The organism is Providencia sp. PROV200, assembly GCF_049901995.1.
Classification (GTDB): domain Bacteria; phylum Pseudomonadota; class Gammaproteobacteria; order Enterobacterales; family Enterobacteriaceae; genus Providencia; species Providencia rettgeri_E.
The window spans coordinates 1,194,124-1,212,409 of record NZ_CP096307.1; the positions used below are offsets into that span (position 1 = coordinate 1,194,124).

An 18,286-nucleotide genomic window follows, 5' to 3' on the forward strand; every position below is an offset into this window, starting at 1 on the left:
TAAAGCTTTAAAAGCTTAAGGGATCACAATGCAGAACGGCGTAATGAAGGACTGGCTGGATTCAAGCTTTCTGGCAGGCGCGAACCAGACTTATATAGAACAGCTCTATGAAGATTATCTGACTGACCCTAACTCTGTCGATGCCGAGTGGAAAGCAATTTTTGAGCAACTTCCTGGTGCAGCACTCGGCACTAGCGGTGAGCAATTCCACTCCCAAGCGCGCGATTACTTCCGCCGCTTAGCAAAAGACTCTACACGTTATCACACCTCTGTTAGCGATCCAGCTATCGACGCAAAACAAGTTAAAGTTTTGCAATTAATCAATGCGTTCCGCTTCCGCGGGCACCAAAATGCGAATCTTGATCCGTTAGGTCTTTGGAAACGTGAATCTGTTCCAGATTTAGACCCAGCATTCCATAACCTGACGAAAGAAGACTTCAACGAAACCTTCAACGTGGGTTCATTTGCGATTGGCAAAGAAACCATGAAGCTGAGTGAGCTATATGACCACCTGAAACGTATTTATTGCGGTTCTATCGGTGCAGAATATATGCATATCACTAATACAGAAGAAAAACGTTGGATCCAACAGCGCCTTGAGTCTGTTGACGTTTCTAAAATCTTCTCAGTAGAAGAGAAGAAACGCTTCTTAGCAGAATTAACAGCAGCTGAGGGGCTTGAGCGTTACATCGGGGCTAAATTCCCAGGTGCAAAACGTTTCTCATTGGAAGGTGGTGATTCACTGATCCCAATGTTGAAAGATTTAATCCACCACGCAGGCAAACAAGATACCCGTGAAGTTGTTTTGGGAATGGCTCACCGTGGTCGTTTAAACGTTCTTGTTAATATCTTAGGTAAAAAACCGGGCGAATTATTTGATGAGTTCGCGGGCAAACATAAAGACCACTCTAGTGCGGGTGACGTTAAATATCACCAAGGTTTCTCCTCTGACTTTGAAACCGCAGGCTCTCGTGTTCACTTAGCATTAGCATTTAACCCGTCTCACCTTGAAATTGTTAGCCCAGTAGTTATTGGTTCCGTACGTGCACGCCGTGACCGCCTGGACGAAGGCCGCAGTAACATGGTTCTGCCAATTACCATTCATGGTGACTCAGCAGTCACTGGCCAAGGCGTTGTGCAAGAAACATTGAACATGTCTCAAGCTCGTGGTTATGAAGTTGGTGGTACTGTACGTATCGTGATTAACAACCAAATTGGTTTCACAACTTCAAATCCGAAAGACACCCGTTCTACAGAGTACTGTACAGACGTTGTGAAGATGGTACAGGCACCAATTTTCCACGTGAATGCGGATGATCCAGAAGCCGTGGCATTTGTAACGCGTTTGGCATTGGATTTCCGTAATACGTTCAAGCGTGATGTCATGATTGATTTAGTGTGTTATCGCCGCCATGGCCATAACGAAGCGGATGAGCCAAGTGCAACTCAGCCAGTGATGTATCAAAAAATCAAACAGCATCCAACGCCACGTAAAATTTATGCAGACCGTTTAATTGCTGAAAACGTATTAAGTGCCAATGATGTCACTGAAATGGTTAATCTGTATCGTGATGCATTAGATGCGGGTGACTGTGTGGTTGAAGAATACCGTGAAATGGGCCTGAACTCATACACGTGGGCTCCATATTTAAACCATGAATGGGATGAGTCGTATAAATCAACTGTTGATATCAAACGCCTAACTGAGCTAGCAACCAAAGTTAGCACAATCCCTGAAGGTGTGGTTGCGCAATCACGCGTTGAGAAAATCTACGCAGACCGTGCCGAAATGGCGAAAGGTGAAAAATTACTCGACTGGGGCGCTGCTGAAACTTTAGCGTATGCAACGTTAGTTGATGAAGGTATTCCAGTGCGTTTATCGGGTGAAGACGCGGGTCGTGGTACATTCTTCCACCGTCATGCCGTTGTTCACAACCAAACGAATGGCTCAGTTTACGTTCCGCTGCAAAATATCCATAACGGTCAAGGCGTCTTTAATGTTTGGGACTCTGTTCTGACTGAAAACGCGGTATTAGCATTCGAATATGGCTATGCCACTACTGAGCCTCGTGCACTGACTATTTGGGAAGCACAATTCGGTGACTTCGCTAACTGTGCGCAAGTGGTTATCGACCAATTTATTAGCTCTGGTGAGCAAAAATGGGGTCGTATGTGTGGTCTGGTAATGCTACTGCCTCATGGTTATGAAGGTCAGGGGCCAGAGCACTCATCTGCACGTTTAGAACGTTACCTGCAACTGTGTGCTGACCAAAACATGCAAGTGTGTGTGCCGTCAACACCGGCTCAGGTTTATCACATGTTACGTCGCCAAGCCTTACGTGGCATGCGTCGTCCTCTGATTGTGATGTCACCAAAATCTCTGCTACGTCATCCATTAGCGGTCTCTAGCATGGAAGAATTGGCAAACGGTAAGTTTGAGCCAGTTATCGGTGAAATCGATGAAATCAATCCGAAAAATGTGAAACGCGTCATTCTGTGTTCAGGGAAAGTCTATTACGATCTGTTAGAACAACGTCGTAAAAATGAACAAACTGACGTTGCTATCGTGCGTATCGAGCAGTTATATCCGTTCCCACACGAAGACATCCAAAAAGCGTTGGCGCAATTTACTGATGTAAAAGACTTTGTATGGTGTCAAGAAGAGCCATTAAACCAAGGTGCTTGGTATTGCAGTCAACATAATTTCCGTGAAGCTATCCCAGCAGGGGCAACTTTACGTTATGCAGGTCGAGCTGCTTCTTCATCTCCAGCAGTTGGCTATACGTCCGTACACCAGGAACAACAAAAAGCCCTGGTTAATGACGCTTTGAACATTGAATAATTAAAGGATAGAAAATGAGTAGCGTAGAAATTCTTGTTCCCGATCTTCCTGAGTCCGTTGCAGATGCTACGGTTGCCACATGGCATAAAAAACCAGGTGACAGTGTTCAGCGTGACGAAGTACTGGTTGAGATCGAAACAGATAAAGTCGTATTAGAAGTTCCTGCAAGTGAAGCTGGTGTATTAGAAGCTATCGTTGAAGATGAAGGTGCAACGGTGTTGTCTAAGCAGTTACTGGGGCGCATTCGTTTAGGCGATAGCACAGGTATTCCTGCTGAAGTAAAAGAAGCACAAGAATCAACACCTGCCCAACGTCAAACTGCAAGCTTAGAAACAGAAAGCAACGATGCGCTGACGCCAGCTATTCGTCGTTTAATTGCTGAGCATGACTTAAACCCTGCAGATATCAAAGGTACGGGTGTTGGTGGTCGTTTAACGCGTGAAGATGTTGAAAAACATTTAGCTGCAAATAAATCTGCGGCGCCAGCGGCGAAAGCACCAGCGGCTCCACAAGCGCCTTTAGCACACCGTAGCGAAAAACGTGTTCCAATGACGCGTTTACGTAAACGTATTGCTGAGCGCCTGTTAGAAGCGAAAAACACCACTGCAATGTTGACGACCTTTAACGAAGTCAATATGCAACCAATCAAAGACTTACGTAAACAATATGGCGAAGTATTCGAAAAACGTCATGGTGTTCGTTTAGGCTTTATGTCTTTCTATGTGAAAGCTGCGGTTGAAGCACTGAAGCGCTACCCAGAAGTGAATGCTTCTATTGATGGCGATGATGTGGTTTACCATAACTATTTCGATATCAGCATTGCGGTTTCAACACCACGTGGTCTGGTAACGCCAGTTCTGCGTGATGTCGATGCAATGAGTATGGCGGATATCGAGAAAAAAATTAAAGAACTGGCTGTTAAAGGTCGTGACGGTAAATTAACTGTCGAAGACTTAAGTGGTGGTAACTTCACTATCACTAATGGTGGCGTATTCGGTTCTCTGATGTCTACACCTATCATTAACCCACCACAGAGCGCGATTTTAGGCATGCATGCCATTAAAGACCGCCCTATGGCTGTAAATGGTAAGGTAGAGATTCTTCCTATGATGTATTTAGCACTGTCTTACGACCACCGTTTAATCGATGGTAGTGAGTCAGTTGGCTTCTTAGTCGCTATCAAAGATATGCTGGAAGATCCAACTCGTTTACTGCTGGACGTATAGCAACATAACAGGGCAGGATACAACTTGCCCGGTCTGAAGTAACCGATGCAACCCGTTCGCGGGTTGCTAAATCAGTAACAATTGCAGGAGGCGAATAAACGCCTCTTCAGACTCAATTATGGATAGAACATCATGAATTTACACGAGTACCAGGCAAAACAGTTGTTTGCACGTTATGGGATGCCTGCACCGACAGGTTATGCCTGTTCATCAGTCGCTGAAACCGTCGATGCTGCTAAAAAAATTGGCGACGGCCCATGGGTAATTAAATGCCAAGTTCACGCAGGTGGACGCGGTAAAGCTGGCGGCGTAAAAGTCACTAGTGATATCAATGAAGTTAAAGCGTTTGCAGAACACTGGTTAGGTAAAAACTTAGTCACTTATCAAACAGATGCAAATGGCCAACCGGTTAACCAAATTTTGGTTGAAACGGCAACTGATATTGCGAAAGAACTCTATTTAGGTGCGGTTGTAGATCGTAGTACTCGTCGCGTTGTATTCATGGCATCTACCGAAGGTGGCGTGGAAATTGAGAAAGTCGCAGAAGAGACTCCAGAGTTAATTCACAAAGCGATTATCGACCCACTGACTGGCCCAATGCCTTTCCAAGGTCGTGAGTTAGCATTTAAATTAGGCTTAACTGGCAAACAAGTTAGCCAATTCGCGAAAATTTTCATGGGTCTGGCTACATTATTCTTAGAACGCGATTTAGCATTAGCGGAAATCAACCCATTGGTTATCAGTACTGCAGGTGATTTAGTTTGCTTAGATGGTAAATTAGGTATCGATAGCAACGCGTTATATCGTCAGCCAGAAATTCGTGAACTGCGTGATGAATCACAAGAAGATGCACGTGAAGCACAAGCTGCTCAGTGGGAACTGAATTACGTAGCATTAGACGGTAATATCGGTTGTATGGTTAACGGTGCGGGCCTTGCTATGGGTACTATGGACATCGTTAAACTACACGGTGGTGCACCGGCTAACTTCTTAGATGTTGGCGGCGGCGCAACAAAAGAGCGTGTAACTGAAGCATTTAAAATCATTCTTTCTGATGAAAACGTGAAAGCGGTTTTTGTTAACATCTTTGGTGGTATCGTTCGCTGCGACCTGATTGCAGACGGCATCATTGGTGCAGTTGAAGAAGTTGGCGTAAATGTACCAGTCGTTGTGCGTTTAGAAGGTAATAATGCAGAGTTAGGTGCTAAAAAACTGGCAGATAGCGGCTTGAACATTATCGCTGCAAACAGCCTGACAGATGCAGCTAAGAAAGCAGTAGCAGCAGCGGAGGCTAAATAATGTCTATTTTAATCGATAAAAACACTAAAGTAATTTGCCAAGGTTTCACTGGTGGTCAAGGTACATTCCATTCAGAACAAGCGATTGCTTATGGCACGCAAATGGTCGGTGGTGTAACACCAGGTAAAGGTGGCACTGTTCACTTAGGTTTACCTGTATTTAACACCGTTCGTGAAGCCGTAGAAGCTACGGGCGCAACAGCCTCTGTTATTTATGTTCCAGCACCATTTTGTAAAGATTCTATCTTAGAAGCTATTGATGCTGGCATCAAACTGATCATCACTATTACTGAAGGTATTCCAACACTGGATATGCTGACAGTTAAAGTGAAATTAGACGAAGCAGGCGTTCGTATGATTGGTCCTAACTGCCCAGGTGTTATCACGCCGGGTGAATGTAAAATTGGTATCCAACCAGGCCATATCCATATGCCAGGTAAAGTCGGTATCGTTTCACGTTCAGGTACGTTGACTTATGAAGCTGTTAAACAAACAACAGATGCAGGCTTAGGTCAATCAACTTGCGTAGGTATCGGTGGTGACCCAATTCCAGGTTCAAACTTCATTGATATTCTGAAGTTGTTCCAAGAGGATCCACAAACTGAAGCTATCGTGATGATCGGTGAAATCGGTGGTAACGCAGAAGAAGAAGCGGCTGATTATATTAAAAAGCATGTGACTAAGCCTGTTGTCGGTTATATTGCTGGTGTTACTGCACCAAAAGGCAAACGTATGGGCCACGCAGGTGCAATCATTGCAGGCGGTAAAGGGACTGCAGATGAGAAATTTGCTGCACTAGAAGCTGCTGGCGTGAAAACCGTTCGCAGCCTTGCAGACATCGGTGATGCAGTCAAATCACTGTTGAACAAATAAGTAATTCGCTAGGTAACTAGCAAGAGTAAGAGACGAAAGCCCGTGCTCAGTGAGCGCGGGTTTTTTTATCTCTTTAAAAAATTATCCAAATAATTTTTATAGGGTTATGCGGTTTTTTGAAAAGTATGCCTATACTTAAAAATACGTTCTATAGGCTTATATGAAGGCAAATAGATTATAAAAAGGCAATTTAGGTAAGCATGGGCGATGTTAATCGCACTTTATGCAAAAAAGAGAGAAATTGCGGCATATCAATATTTAAAATATTGTCGGTTATTCAATTTGGCCAATATAACAGTTTTGTTGAGAAAAACGGCTATATTAATAAAATTCATAATAAGTTTAAAATAAGATACTATTACAAATTAAATATTCTTTTTTCGAGTCGTTAATTCAATGATTATATTTTTTGTTAATCTTTAGAAAAATTAAGAACATTTATGTCATTATCAATAACAGCAATTTAACAAGTAAATAACCATTAATTGACTGACAGGTATAGCAATTAACAACAGGAAAAAAATTGACGCAAATCAATTCATTGCCTCTGGCTTTATTTGTTCAAATTGCTTAAATTGGTGCTCGATCAAATACTCGATTTTCTATTAAAGGGTATAATTATTGATGTAAATTCAGAATTCAAATCTGAATCACGTAAAAGAAGTTTATTGTGTGTGAAGATAAGCGTACTATTATTATAGTAACGTTTGTTCTTTTAATTTTGTTAATTTTTTGTTGTTTTGAGGCATTTTTTGCTGGTAGTTAAGAGGCTTTCTAAGTATTTAAAACTGGAAGCTGGGTTGCCGCAAGTCGGTGTCTTCCTGCTAGGAGCAAGGAGTCAAGATGTTTGATATTGTCGAACTGTCACGATTACAGTTTGCCTTAACTGCGATGTATCACTTCCTGTTCGTACCATTAACGCTAGGTATGGCGTTTTTGCTTGCGATCATGGAAACGGTATATGTACTGTCAGGCAAGCAAATTTATAAAGATATGACTAAGTTCTGGGGTAAGTTATTTGGTATTAACTTTGCTCTGGGTGTTGCAACGGGTCTGACCATGGAGTTCCAATTCGGTACTAACTGGTCTTACTACGCGCACTATGTTGGAGATATCTTCGGTGCACCTCTTGCAATCGAAGGTCTGATGGCGTTCTTCTTAGAATCAACGTTCGTCGGTTTATTCTTCTTTGGTTGGGATCGTTTAAGCAAAAAACAACACCTAGCTGTAACATGGTTAGTTGCTTTAGGTTCTAACTTCTCTGCTTTGTGGATCTTAGTTGCGAACGGTTGGATGCAAAACCCAATCGCTGCTGATTTCAACTTTGAAACAATGCGTATGGAAATGGTTAGCTTCTCAGAGCTAGTCTTAAACCCAGTTGCGCAGGTTAAGTTCGTCCACACAGTTGCTGCGGGTTATTGTACCGGTGCAATGTTTGTCCTTGGTATTAGCTCTTACTACCTACTTAAAGGTCGTGATGTTGCTTTTGCTAAACGTTCTTTTGCAATTGCTGCAAGCTTTGGTATTGCTGCCGTACTGTCTGTTATCGTTCTTGGTGATGAATCAGGTTACGAAATGGGGGACGTTCAAAAAACCAAATTGGCTGCTGTTGAAGCAGAGTGGGAAACCCATGCTCCACCAGCTGCGTTTAACTTAATCGCTTGGCCGGACACTGAAAAGCAAGAAAATAAATTTGCTATCTCGATTCCTTGGGCGATGGGTATTATTACAACCCGTTCAATCGATACGCCTGTATTAGGTCTGAAAGACTTAATGAAACAACACGAAGTTCGTATTCGTAACGGTATGATTGCATACGGTCAGTTACAAGAGCTTCTTGCAGGTAATAAAGACCCTGAACTGCGCTCAGCATTTGAAATAAACAAAAAAGATCTTGGTTATGGTCTTCTGTTAAAACAATATGCACCAAATGTTGTTGATGCAACTGAAGCTCAAATCCAAAAAGCAGTGAAAGATAGTATTCCTAACGTTGGGCCTCTGTTCTGGGCATTCCGTATCATGGTTGGCGTTGGCTTCCTGTTACTGTTGATTATTGGCTGGGCATTCCTGTCAGTAGTTCGTAACCGTATTGGTCAAAATAAACTGTTGCTACGTATTGCACTATTCGGTATTCCACTACCATGGATTGCAATTGAATCAGGTTGGTTTGTTGCAGAGTATGGTCGCCAGCCATGGGCAATCGGTGAAGTGTTACCTGTTTCGGTTGCACACTCCAACTTGACGACTCATGACCTGATCTTCTCTATGGTATTGATTTGTGGTCTGTACACACTGTTCTTAATTGCAGAAATGTTCTTAATGTTCAAATTCGCTCGTAAAGGGCCTAGTAGCCTGAAAACCGGTCGCTACCACTTTGAACAGAAAAACACTTCTACACACGACGTTCAGTAAATAGGAGCCACTTATGTTTGATTATGAAGTTCTTCGATTTGTGTGGTGGATCCTTATCGGTGTATTACTGATTGGGTTTGCTGTCACGGATGGCTTTGACATGGGCGTTGGCTTCTTATTACCTATTTTAGGTAAAACAGATACTGAACGCCGTATCATGATTAACGCCGTTGCACCGCACTGGGATGGTAACCAAGTTTGGTTAATCACAGCGGGTGGTGCGATGTTTGCTGCATGGCCTCAGGTTTATGCTGCATCATTCTCCGGTTTCTATATCGCGATGATTTTAGTGCTAGCAGCATTGTTCTTCCGTCCGGTTGGTTTCGATTACCGTTCAAAACTGGAGAACCAAAAATGGCGTAATATGTGGGACTGGGGTCTGTTTATTGGTGGTTTCGTTCCACCATTAGTTATCGGTGTTGCGTTTGGTAACCTGTTATTAGGTGTTCCACTGCAAATTGATAACCAACAGTATTTGACCTACACGGGTAACCTGTTTGGTCTGCTAAACCCATATGGCCTGTTGGCGGGTGTCGTTGGTTTAATGATGATTGTTACCCAAGGTGCAACTTATCTGCAAATGCGTACCACTGGCGAACTGTATCTACGTGTGCGTAAAGCAACCTATATCTGTGCGTTAGTCACATTGTTAACATTTGCAGGTGCGGGTGTTTGGTTAGTCATGGGCATTGATGGTTATGTTATCACTTCAACTATTGATACTATGGCTGTGTCAAACCCACTGAACAAAACAGTCGCTGTTGAATCAGGTGCTTGGTTGACTAATTTTAATACTTACCCAATCTTGTGGGCATTGCCTGCTCTGGGTGTAGGATTACCGTTAATCACAATGCTGTTTAGTAAAGCAGACAAAAATGGTTGGGCGTTTGTGAGTTCTTCATTAACTATCGCTTGTATCATTTTAACCTGTGGTGTAGCAATGTTCCCATTCATCATGCCTTCAAGCATCATGCCAAACGCAAGTTTGACCATGTGGGATGCAACATCTAGCTTGTTCACACTGCAAGTAATGACTGTTGTTGCTATTATCTTTGTACCAATCGTACTGGCATACACCGCATGGTGTTACTACAAAATGTTCGGTCGTTTGGACAAAAACTTCATCGAAGGCAACAAGCACTCACTGTATTAAGGAGCATAACTATGTGGTATTTCGCCTGGATCCTCGGCACGCTGTTAGCTTGTAGTTTTGCAGTGATTGCAGCATTAGCGTTAGAGCACTCTGAAGACTCTAAAGCCGCTAAAGATGGTGAGTAATAAAAATGCTGGTGGATAAAACCTATCAGCTATTGGATAAGGGGCCGATAAGGGCCCTTATCCTTATTTTAGCTTTAGTTACTGCAGGTGCAGTCATGTGGGATCCAACCCTATTTGCTGCAAAAACCAGTTCATTTCAAATATGGCAAGGGCTGTTGTTAATATGGGCAACGTGTACCGCGATGATTTTTGGTGTGGGTTTTAAACCTAAAAAAGTTATCTTTCGTGCAATTTTTCATCCATTGCCTGCTGCCATCATTCTTATTTGGGGACTTTTTCAGGTCTTTAGATAATTCTAATTGCTAATTATGGGTCAATGGACCCATAATTATTTTTGATATCTTTACTTTCAAAGTGATTCCAAACTGGCACTGTCTTGCGTATAGTGGCACCGTTAATTAATTTAACCTAAGACGGAGTGATTGTTATGTTATTTCGCTGGCCTGTTCGCGTGTATTATGAAGATACAGATGCGGGCGGTGTTGTTTATCATGCACGCTATTTAGCCTTTTTTGAGCGAGCAAGAACTGAGATGCTGCGAAATAAAGGTATCAATCAACAAAGTATGCTTGCTGAGAACCTTGGCTTCGTTGTGCGAAGCATGACAATTGATTTTGTTAAAGGGGCGAAGCTGGATGACCTGCTGGAAGTTGAAACACAAATTATTGAAATGAAACGTGCTTCACTCACTTTTCAGCAAAGGTTAGTTGATTCGCAAGGTAACCTGCTTTGTGGGGCTAATGCCCTTATTGCTTGTGTGGACACATCAAAAATGAAGCCGATTGCGCTTCCTAAGTCTATTGTCGCGGAGTTTAAACAGTGACTGACATGAATATCCTGGATTTATTCCTTAAAGCGAGCCTTTTGGTTCAGCTCATTATGTTCGTTTTGATCGGTTTTTCTATCGCATCATGGGCGATCATTATTCAAAGAACAAAAATTTTAAATGCGGCAACGCGTGAAGCGGAAGCATTTGAAGATAAGTTCTGGTCAGGTATCGAGCTATCGCGCTTATATAAAGAAAGCCAAGCTCGCCGTGATGAATTAAGTGGTGCCGAACAGATTTTCCACTCTGGTTTTAAAGAGTTCGTTCGTTTACACCAAGCGAATATTCATGCACCCGATGCGGTCGTAACAGGCGCTTCTCGTGCAATGCGTATTTCAATGAATCGTGAGCTTGAATCAGTTGAAGCGCACATCCCATTTTTAGGTACTGTAGGTTCAATTAGCCCATATATTGGTTTATTTGGTACCGTTTGGGGGATTATGCATGCGTTTATTGCATTGGGTGCGGTAAAACAAGCAACATTACAAATGGTTGCACCGGGTATTGCCGAAGCACTTATTGCAACCGCAATAGGCTTATTTGCAGCGATCCCTGCCGTTATGGCATTCAACCGTTTGAACTTACGTGTTAGCAAATTAGAGCAAAACTACGATAACTTTATGGAAGAGTTTTTGGCCATCTTGCATCGTCAAGCCTTCTCTGCTGATAAGAAATAAGACGGGGAGATAAGCGAATGGCGCGCACAAGTCGCAGACGTGAGCTGAAATCCGAAATCAACATAGTTCCATTACTGGACGTATTGTTGGTACTGTTGCTGATATTTATGGCAACAGCACCGATTATTTCTCAAAGTGTGGAAGTTGAGCTGCCGGATGCAACAGATACACAAACCGTATCATCAAGTGATAACCCACCGATTATTTTAGAAGTGTCGGGGGTTGGCCAATATAATATGCGTCTTGATGGTGAGGTTTTAGAATTGCTACCACCAGAGCAAATTGCGGCAGAGGCAAAATCTCAATTAGAGAAAAACCCCAAAGCAGTTTTCTTGATTGGTGGAGCAAAAGAAGTCCCTTATGAAGAAGTGATTAAGGCGCTGAATATATTACACAGCGCAGGGATAAAATCGGTTGGCTTGATGACTCAGCCTATTTAGGCTGGGTTATTGTCGTTTGAATAAGTCACAATTCTTTTTTTGGATACCAGAGTGGGAAAGACAAAAGAGAAAAAAGATAACTTAAATCGATCATTAGTGATGTCAATCGTATTGCACATCCTATTGATTGGGTTGATTGTTATAGGCTCTTTAGTTTCCGTCGTCAAACTTGGTGGTGGCGGGGAAGAGGGAACTGTCATCGATGCGGTGATGGTTGACCCGGGCGTGGTTGTTGAGCAATATGAAGAAATGCAAAGGCAGCAAAATAACGTCAGACAAGCGGCGAAAGAGCGCAAAGAGCAGGAACAAAAGCAAGAGGCTGAGCTCAGAGAGCAGCAAGAAAAGGAACAAAAGCGTCTTCAGCAACTTGAAGAAGAGCGTATAAAGACTGAACGGGCAACGGCAGAGCAACAAAAGCAAGCCGAAGAACAACAGAAAATAGCATTAGAAGCGGCTAAAAAAGCGAAGGAAGAGCAAAAAATAGCCGAAGAAGCTGCCGCGAAAGCGAAAGCAGAAAAAGAAAAATTAATTAAAGAGCAAGCCGCTGAAAAGGCGAAAGCTGAGGCACAAGCTCAGAAAGAAGCAGAAGCGGCGAAAGCCAAAGCCGAAAAAGAAGCCAAGGAAAAAGCAGAAAAGGACGCGAAAGTAAAAGCTGAGAAAGAAGCGAAAGCTAAAGCGGAAAAAGAAGCCAAAGAAAAAGCAGATAAAGAAGCGAAAGCCAAAGCGGCAAAAGCTAAGGCTGAGGCAGCAAAAAATGCCGCTTCCGTTGACGATTTACTCGGCGATTTAACTGCATCAGGCCCTAGCAAGCAAGGTGGCGAAGCTGCAGCTGGAAAAGGCGGCGGTAAAAAATCGGGCGCATCCAATGCGGATGTGGACAGCTATGCGGGCAAGGTAAAAGCGGCTATCCAAAGTAAGTTTTATGATTCGGATACTTTCCGTGGGCGTACTTGTGAACTTCAATTGAAGCTTGCACCTGATGGGCTATTAGTGAGTATTACACCAAAAAATAGTCCAGCTAATGACGCAGCGCTTTGTGATGCAGCAATCCGAGCAGCAAAACTTGCAACGATGCCTAAGCCACCTAGCAGAGAAGTCTATGATACATTTAATAAAGCAGGTAGCACAGTCGTGTTTAAGCCTTGATTTTCAATAACTCAGAGCAGTCTGTATTGATATTATTAAGGCAATAGCATAAATAGTTTGTGTGGTATCTAGTTTTGTTATTATACCTTTGTTAAAATTCAGCGAATTATTGCGGTAGTAAATAATCCGCAGTAAGGGAGATAAGAATGAAGCAGGCTTTTAAAGTAGTTTTAGGGTTCCTAATGCTATGGGCGACAGTGGCTCAGGCTGAAATACGTATTGAGATCACTGAAGGTGTTAACTCAGCTCAACCTATTGGTGTTGTGCCGTTTAAATGGTCAGGTGCTGGTGCGCCACCACAAGAAGTTGGCCAAATAGTGGGCGCTGATTTGCGTAATAGCGGGAAATTTAACCCTATCGAACCAAGCCGTATGCCTCAACAACCGGGTACCGCTTCTGAAGTGATCCCTGAAGCGTGGACTGCATTAGGTATTAATGCAGTTGTTGTAGGGCAGGTTCAGCCTGCAGCCGATGGTAGCTTTGTTGTTAGCTATCAGTTAGTCGATGTCGCAGCTAACCCAGGGGCTGTTTTATCTCAGAACCAATATAAAGTAACCAAAGAATGGCTACGCTATGCAGCGCATACTGCAAGTGACGAAGTCTTTGAAAAATTGACAGGTATTCGTGGCGCATTCCGTACACGTATTGCTTATATTGTTGTCAACAAAGGCAGCCAGTATCCATATGAATTACGTGTTTCTGACTATGACGGTTTTAACCAGTTTACGGTTCACCGTTCACCAGAACCTTTGATGTCGCCAGCTTGGTCACCAGATGGTGAGAAACTGGCTTACGTTACATTTGAAAGCGGTAGTTCAGCACTTGTCATTCAAACCTTATCGACAGGAGCAGTTCGTCAGGTCGCATCATTCCCTCGTCACAATGGGGCACCTGCATTCTCTCCGGATGGGACTAAATTGGCATTTGCATTGTCTAAAACTGGCAGCTTGAACTTATATGTAATGGACTTAGCAAGTGGGCAAATTCGTCAGGTAACCGATGGTCGTAGTAACAATACGGAACCAAGTTGGATGCCAGATGGCCAAACTTTAGTCTATACTTCAGATCAGGCGGGACGTCCGCAGATTTATAAAATCAATATTAATGGTGGCAGCCCTGAGCGTGTATCCTGGGAAGGAACACAAAATCAGGATGCTGATGTTAGCCCGGATGGCACTTTCTTAGTGATGGTCAGCTCCGGCGGCGGTCAGCAACATGTCGCCAAACAAGATCTGGCAACGAACAACGTTGAGTTTTTAACGAAAACGTTCCTAGATGAAACGCCGAGTATCGCACCTAACGGCACTATGGTAATTTATAGCTCCTCTCAAGGCTTGGGGACTATATTGCAGCTAGTTTCGACCGACGGGCGTTTCAAAGCGCGTCTTCCGGCTACCGATGGACAGGTTAAGTTCCCTGCCTGGTCGCCGTATCTGTGATGCATAATAATAATGTGTGGCAAAAAATATTAAGGATCAAAACGATGCAACTGAATAAAGTGCTTAAAGGGCTGATGATCGCGTTACCAATCATGGCAGTCGCAGCTTGTAGCTCTAACAAAAACAATGACCAAGATGGCGTAGATACTTCTACTAACCAAACTAACACTGGTCTGTCTGCGGAAGAGCTGGCACGTCAGCAAATGGAACAGCTGCAACAAAACAACACTGTTTACTTTGGTTTTGACAAATACAACGTATCTCCAGAGTACGCTGACATGTTAGATGCGCACGCAGCATTCCTGCGTAGCAACCCATCTGTACGTGTTGTTGTTGAAGGTCATGCGGATGAGCGTGGTACTCCAGAATACAACATCGCGCTGGGCGAGCGTCGTGCTAATGCAGTTAAAATGTACCTGCAAAGCAAAGGTGTTTCTGGTGACCAAGTTTCACTGGTTTCTTACGGTAAAGAAAAACCAGCTGTGTTAGGTCACACTGAAGCAGACTACGCGAAAAACCGTCGTGCAGTCATTGCATACTAATAGATAAGCGAAATTATCTATTATGAACAGTAACTTCAGACACTTACTAGTCGGTCTGTCGTTATTGGTTGGCGTAGCGGCCCCTTGGGCCGCTATTGCCCAAGCGCCAATCAACAATGTCGGATCTGGTTCAACAACAGACCGCCTTACCCAACTTGAGACAGCAGTTAGCTCTCAAGGTCAAATTCTGTATCAAATCCAACAGCAACTCGCTGACAACCAACGCGACATCGATATGTTGCGCGGTCAGATTCAAGAAAGTGAATACAAATTGAATCAAGTCATTGAGCGTCAGAAAGATTTATACATGCAATTAGACAATGCAGGTGGTGGTAACTCAGCAGCTTCAGGCGATACAACAACGACTGGAACGAATGCATCGTCTTCCTCAACAACACCTGCGGCAGCGGCCAATACGGGTGGGAATGAGAAAGATGATTACAATGCCGCAGTCAAACTAGCTATGGAAAGCAAATCCAAAGCTCAAATTGACCAAGCAATAGGGGCATTACAAGGTTTTATTAAAGCCTACCCTAAGTCTGGGTATCAATCTAACGCCAATTATTGGTTGGGGCAGTTAAACTACAACAAAGGTAGCAAAGACGATGCTGCTTTTTATTTCGCCACTGTAGTTAAGCAATATCCTAAATCCCAAAAAAGCAGCGAAGCCTTATATAAAGTTGGGCTGATCATGCAAGATAAAGGACAAAAAGATAAAGCGAAAGCTGTTTACCAACAGGTATTGAAACAATATCCAAACAGTGCTGGTTCAAAATTAGCCGAAAAAAAACTGAGTACACTTTAATTTATAGCCCCGAAGCAATATTACCGAATATTTCGGGGTTATCAGTATGATAAGTGCGCATTTAAACTTTTTTTTAAAAAAAATCGTTGCACCCTCGTCAGAAATCAGTAATATAGGCCGCCGTTGAGACGAGAATGTAGTTAGCCAAAAATCTCGAGATACAGAAAGAAATTTAGTTAGAAATATTGTTTTAGATGGGTCGTTAGCTCAGTCGGTAGAGCAGTTGACTTTTAATCAATTGGTCGCAGGTTCGAATCCTGCACGACCCACCATCTAAACAATACAAAATCAGAAATTCCAAGATGGGTCGTTAGCTCAGTCGGTAGAGCAGTTGACTTTTAATCAATTGGTCGCAGGTTCGAATCCTGCACGACCCACCATCTCAAAGTCGTAAATTCGAATACACCCCTAATCAAGTAAGCACTCAGTCGCTAAGCCATGCCTCGACAAGCTGGTTGCAGGTTCAGCCCGTAGGGTAAATCCGAAGGATTTAAATCCTGCACGACCCACCATCTTAAGCCATTCCCAAACAAACAATCCAAATCAATAATCACCTAAGTAAGCACTCAGTCGCTAAGCCATACCTCGACAAGCTGGTTGCAGGTTCAGCCCGTAGGGTAAATCCGAAGGATTTAAATCCTGCACGACCCACCATCTTAAGCCATTCCCAAACAAACAATCCAAACCAATAATCACCTAAGTAAGCACTCAGTCGCTAAGCCATACCTCGACAAGCTGGTTGCAGGTTCAGCCCGTAGGGTAAATCCGAAGGATTTAAATCCTGCACGACCCACCATCTTAAGCCATTCCCAAACAAACAATACAAACCAATAATCACCTAAGTAAGCACTCAGTCGCTAAGCCATGCCTCGACAAGCTGGTTGCAGGTTCAGCCCGTAGGGTAAATCCGAAGGATTTAAATCCTGCACGACCCACCATCTTAAGCCATTCCCAAACAAACAATCCAAATCAATAATCACTTAAGCAAACACTCAGTCGCTAAGCCATGCCTCGACAAGCTGGTTGCAGGTTTAGCCCGTAGGGTAAATCCGAAGGATTTAAATCCTGCACGACCCACCATCTTAAGCAAACAATCCAAATCAATAATCACCTAAGCTAACACTCAGTCGTTAATCTATACCTCGACAAGCTGGTTGAAGGTTTAGCCCGTAGGGTAAATCCGAAGGATTTAAATCCTGCACGACCCACCATCTTAAAATATCTAAAAAATAAACGGACTGAAGAACCTAACGTCTATATTGGCGTAGAGCACGGACGAAAAAAGCGTGTTTAGGTTGAAGGGAATTAAAATACATATGTAACTAAAAACACAGCACTCCTTTGCTGTATTTTAAATGGATCACTTAAAATATTTCAGGTATTAATCCATTGTCCTGCAAAATACCAATAAGTAATTCTTGCATATTCTCTGCCATCGCCTGCATGTTATCGAAGCCTTGAAGGCTAGCGACCTCGGTAGTGGCCTCATTAAAGTAACGCATTAAGCATTGAAGAGACAGTGCGGCACTTTGTGCGGTTCCACAATTAAAGATAATTTCTAGCGCTTCGATATATTCCTTAGGCATCCATTCATGGTAGTTACGTCCTTTATACCAAACATCATTATTTTGCATGGCGACTAGACGCTCTATCATGGTCAAAAAATACTGTTTCATATCAGCACTTCTTGACCATGCGACCCATAATTCATCTCGAGTTAAAGCTACCGTGACCTGATGAGCTTCATGCCAAAAGTCAGAGACAACTTCAGTAAATTGCTCCGCAGTGAATTGAGGTGGTGTGAGTACTTGTTGATTAATACTTTCAGGTAAGTTTTCGGTGATCCCTGTTTTATCGAGTAATACAGCAAAACCACGAGAAAAAGTGGCATCTAAACCTTCCTGCTTCATCTTAGATAATCGCTCAGGTTCAGCAAAAGTAAAATCTACTTTACGACCCTCTTTAAAAATGACCAAACAGGTTGGCCAATCAGGCGCATCTTCTTCAAGATTTAGCAAATGAAGAGCAACTAAAGGTTCACCAAACTGATTAATCCAAGACTTCTGCTTAAATATTTCAGTTGTACCATGGCCAATCAATTCAATATCAATATCTGAATAGCTATCAGCGTCTTGTTCCCGAGCGCGAGACCCCGTCAATATGACCGCTTCAATTCTTGGATCGAGTAATGAAATAGAGATAATTTTATTTATTAAAGATGCAGGTGATTCCATAACTGGCCTATTAAGTATAACAATGGCTGCTACGATACCGATAAAGGCATATAAAAGCGAAGGTTTAAACGTAAAAAGTGTAAGAAAGCCGAAATATGAGCTCAAAAGGTCATTCGATAGGTAAAAAGAAAGGAGACTTATTAAGCTAAGTGGGGTATCTTGTTTAGTATATAAAACAAAATGTGCGTAAACTTGCGGTTTTAAACTTATATAAGGTGATAAAATCGCGTTTTGCTAAACAGAGGCAA

16 protein-coding genes and 2 tRNA genes are annotated in these 18,286 nt (G+C 42.9%); 17 read left to right on the plus strand and 1 reads right to left on the minus strand.

The window, feature by feature from the left end; translation table 11 throughout:
• Positions 1-28: 28 nt before the first annotated feature.
• The 17 genes from sucA (at position 29) to M1E86_RS05375 (ending at position 16,184) form a co-directional block, all read left to right on the plus strand.
• Positions 29-2,842: a 2-oxoglutarate dehydrogenase E1 component gene (gene sucA, locus M1E86_RS05295; protein ID WP_213913427.1), complete on the plus strand. Its 2,814-nt coding sequence runs from the start codon at positions 29-31 to the stop codon at positions 2,840-2,842.
• A 14-nt stretch (positions 2,843-2,856) separates the two neighbouring features.
• Complete coding sequence (gene odhB / locus M1E86_RS05300) at positions 2,857-4,068, plus strand: 2-oxoglutarate dehydrogenase complex dihydrolipoyllysine-residue succinyltransferase (protein WP_102138330.1); 1,212 nt, start codon at positions 2,857-2,859, stop codon at positions 4,066-4,068.
• 132 nt (positions 4,069-4,200) lie between these two features.
• Positions 4,201-5,367 (plus strand): ADP-forming succinate--CoA ligase subunit beta, encoded by a 1,167-nt coding sequence (gene sucC / locus M1E86_RS05305; RefSeq protein WP_004909077.1) that lies wholly within the window; start codon positions 4,201-4,203, stop codon positions 5,365-5,367.
• On the plus strand, positions 5,367-6,239 hold the full coding sequence (gene sucD, locus M1E86_RS05310) for a succinate--CoA ligase subunit alpha (RefSeq protein ID WP_125895170.1): 873 nt from the start codon (positions 5,367-5,369) through the stop codon (positions 6,237-6,239). Before sucC ends, sucD begins: the two co-directional genes overlap by 1 nt.
• Positions 6,240-7,082: 843 nt before the next feature.
• On the plus strand, positions 7,083-8,651 hold the full coding sequence (gene cydA, locus M1E86_RS05315; protein WP_213913428.1) for a cytochrome ubiquinol oxidase subunit I: 1,569 nt from the start codon (positions 7,083-7,085) through the stop codon (positions 8,649-8,651).
• Between the two features lie 13 nt (positions 8,652-8,664).
• On the plus strand, positions 8,665-9,804 hold the full coding sequence (cydB, locus tag M1E86_RS05320) for a cytochrome d ubiquinol oxidase subunit II (RefSeq protein ID WP_213913429.1): 1,140 nt from the start codon (positions 8,665-8,667) through the stop codon (positions 9,802-9,804).
• Positions 9,805-9,815: 11 nt separating this feature from the next.
• Positions 9,816-9,929 carry a cytochrome bd-I oxidase subunit CydX gene (gene cydX, locus M1E86_RS05325; RefSeq protein ID WP_004909083.1) on the plus strand — a complete coding sequence of 38 codons (114 nt, stop codon included), beginning with the start codon at positions 9,816-9,818 and terminating at the stop codon, positions 9,927-9,929.
• 5 nt (positions 9,930-9,934) lie between these two features.
• Complete coding sequence (ybgE, locus tag M1E86_RS05330) at positions 9,935-10,222, plus strand: cyd operon protein YbgE (RefSeq protein ID WP_004256791.1); 288 nt, start codon at positions 9,935-9,937, stop codon at positions 10,220-10,222.
• A gap of 134 nt (positions 10,223-10,356) precedes the next feature.
• A complete protein-coding gene (gene ybgC / locus M1E86_RS05335; protein WP_004256789.1) occupies positions 10,357-10,752 on the plus strand; it encodes a tol-pal system-associated acyl-CoA thioesterase in 396 nt (131 codons plus the stop codon).
• Positions 10,749-11,432: a Tol-Pal system protein TolQ gene (gene tolQ, locus M1E86_RS05340; protein ID WP_004256787.1), complete on the plus strand. Its 684-nt coding sequence runs from the start codon at positions 10,749-10,751 to the stop codon at positions 11,430-11,432. Before ybgC ends, tolQ begins: the two co-directional genes overlap by 4 nt.
• A gap of 17 nt (positions 11,433-11,449) precedes the next feature.
• Positions 11,450-11,872: a colicin uptake protein TolR gene (tolR, locus tag M1E86_RS05345; protein ID WP_102138335.1), complete on the plus strand. Its 423-nt coding sequence runs from the start codon at positions 11,450-11,452 to the stop codon at positions 11,870-11,872.
• Between the two features lie 51 nt (positions 11,873-11,923).
• Positions 11,924-13,018 (plus strand): cell envelope integrity protein TolA, encoded by a 1,095-nt coding sequence (tolA, locus tag M1E86_RS05350; protein WP_213913430.1) that lies wholly within the window; start codon positions 11,924-11,926, stop codon positions 13,016-13,018.
• A gap of 146 nt (positions 13,019-13,164) precedes the next feature.
• Entirely contained in the window at positions 13,165-14,457 is a 1,293-nt protein-coding gene (gene tolB, locus M1E86_RS05355; protein WP_426099275.1) for a Tol-Pal system beta propeller repeat protein TolB, read from the plus strand.
• Positions 14,458-14,501: 44 nt separating this feature from the next.
• Positions 14,502-14,999, plus strand: a complete 498-nt coding sequence (pal, locus tag M1E86_RS05360) for a peptidoglycan-associated lipoprotein Pal (protein WP_047756402.1) — start codon at positions 14,502-14,504, stop codon at positions 14,997-14,999.
• A gap of 22 nt (positions 15,000-15,021) precedes the next feature.
• Positions 15,022-15,804 (plus strand): cell division protein CpoB, encoded by a 783-nt coding sequence (cpoB, locus tag M1E86_RS05365; protein WP_125895179.1) that lies wholly within the window; start codon positions 15,022-15,024, stop codon positions 15,802-15,804.
• Between the two features lie 196 nt (positions 15,805-16,000).
• Positions 16,001-16,076: transfer RNA gene (locus M1E86_RS05370), tRNA-Lys, on the plus strand.
• A 32-nt stretch (positions 16,077-16,108) separates the two neighbouring features.
• A tRNA-Lys gene (locus M1E86_RS05375) sits at positions 16,109-16,184 on the plus strand.
• Between the two features lie 984 nt (positions 16,185-17,168).
• Here M1E86_RS05375 and M1E86_RS05380 read toward each other — a convergent pair.
• Positions 17,169-18,038 (minus strand): aminoglycoside 6-adenylyltransferase, encoded by an 870-nt coding sequence (locus M1E86_RS05380; RefSeq protein WP_213913432.1) that lies wholly within the window; start codon positions 18,036-18,038, stop codon positions 17,169-17,171.
• Positions 18,039-18,286: the final 248 nt, after the last annotated feature.

Excerpts from the sequence above, each read along its gene's own strand:
- sucA (WP_213913427.1), top strand. The coding sequence starts at position 29 with ATGCAGAACGGCGTAATGAAGGACTGGCTGGATTCAAGCTTTCTGGCA.
- odhB (WP_102138330.1), top strand. The coding sequence starts at position 2,857 with ATGAGTAGCGTAGAAATTCTTGTTCCCGATCTTCCTGAGTCCGTTGCA.
- sucC (WP_004909077.1), top strand. The coding sequence starts at position 4,201 with ATGAATTTACACGAGTACCAGGCAAAACAGTTGTTTGCACGTTATGGG.
- sucD (WP_125895170.1), top strand. The coding sequence starts at position 5,367 with ATGTCTATTTTAATCGATAAAAACACTAAAGTAATTTGCCAAGGTTTC.
- cydA (WP_213913428.1), top strand. The coding sequence starts at position 7,083 with ATGTTTGATATTGTCGAACTGTCACGATTACAGTTTGCCTTAACTGCG.
- cydB (WP_213913429.1), top strand. The coding sequence starts at position 8,665 with ATGTTTGATTATGAAGTTCTTCGATTTGTGTGGTGGATCCTTATCGGT.
- cydX (WP_004909083.1), top strand. The coding sequence starts at position 9,816 with ATGTGGTATTTCGCCTGGATCCTCGGCACGCTGTTAGCTTGTAGTTTT.
- ybgE (WP_004256791.1), top strand. The coding sequence starts at position 9,935 with ATGCTGGTGGATAAAACCTATCAGCTATTGGATAAGGGGCCGATAAGG.
- ybgC (WP_004256789.1), top strand. The coding sequence starts at position 10,357 with ATGTTATTTCGCTGGCCTGTTCGCGTGTATTATGAAGATACAGATGCG.
- tolR (WP_102138335.1), top strand. The coding sequence starts at position 11,450 with ATGGCGCGCACAAGTCGCAGACGTGAGCTGAAATCCGAAATCAACATA.
- tolB (WP_426099275.1), top strand. The coding sequence starts at position 13,165 with ATGAAGCAGGCTTTTAAAGTAGTTTTAGGGTTCCTAATGCTATGGGCG.
- pal (WP_047756402.1), top strand. The coding sequence starts at position 14,502 with ATGCAACTGAATAAAGTGCTTAAAGGGCTGATGATCGCGTTACCAATC.
- cpoB (WP_125895179.1), top strand. The coding sequence starts at position 15,022 with ATGAACAGTAACTTCAGACACTTACTAGTCGGTCTGTCGTTATTGGTT.
- M1E86_RS05380 (WP_213913432.1), bottom strand. The coding sequence starts at position 18,038 with ATGGAATCACCTGCATCTTTAATAAATAAAATTATCTCTATTTCATTA.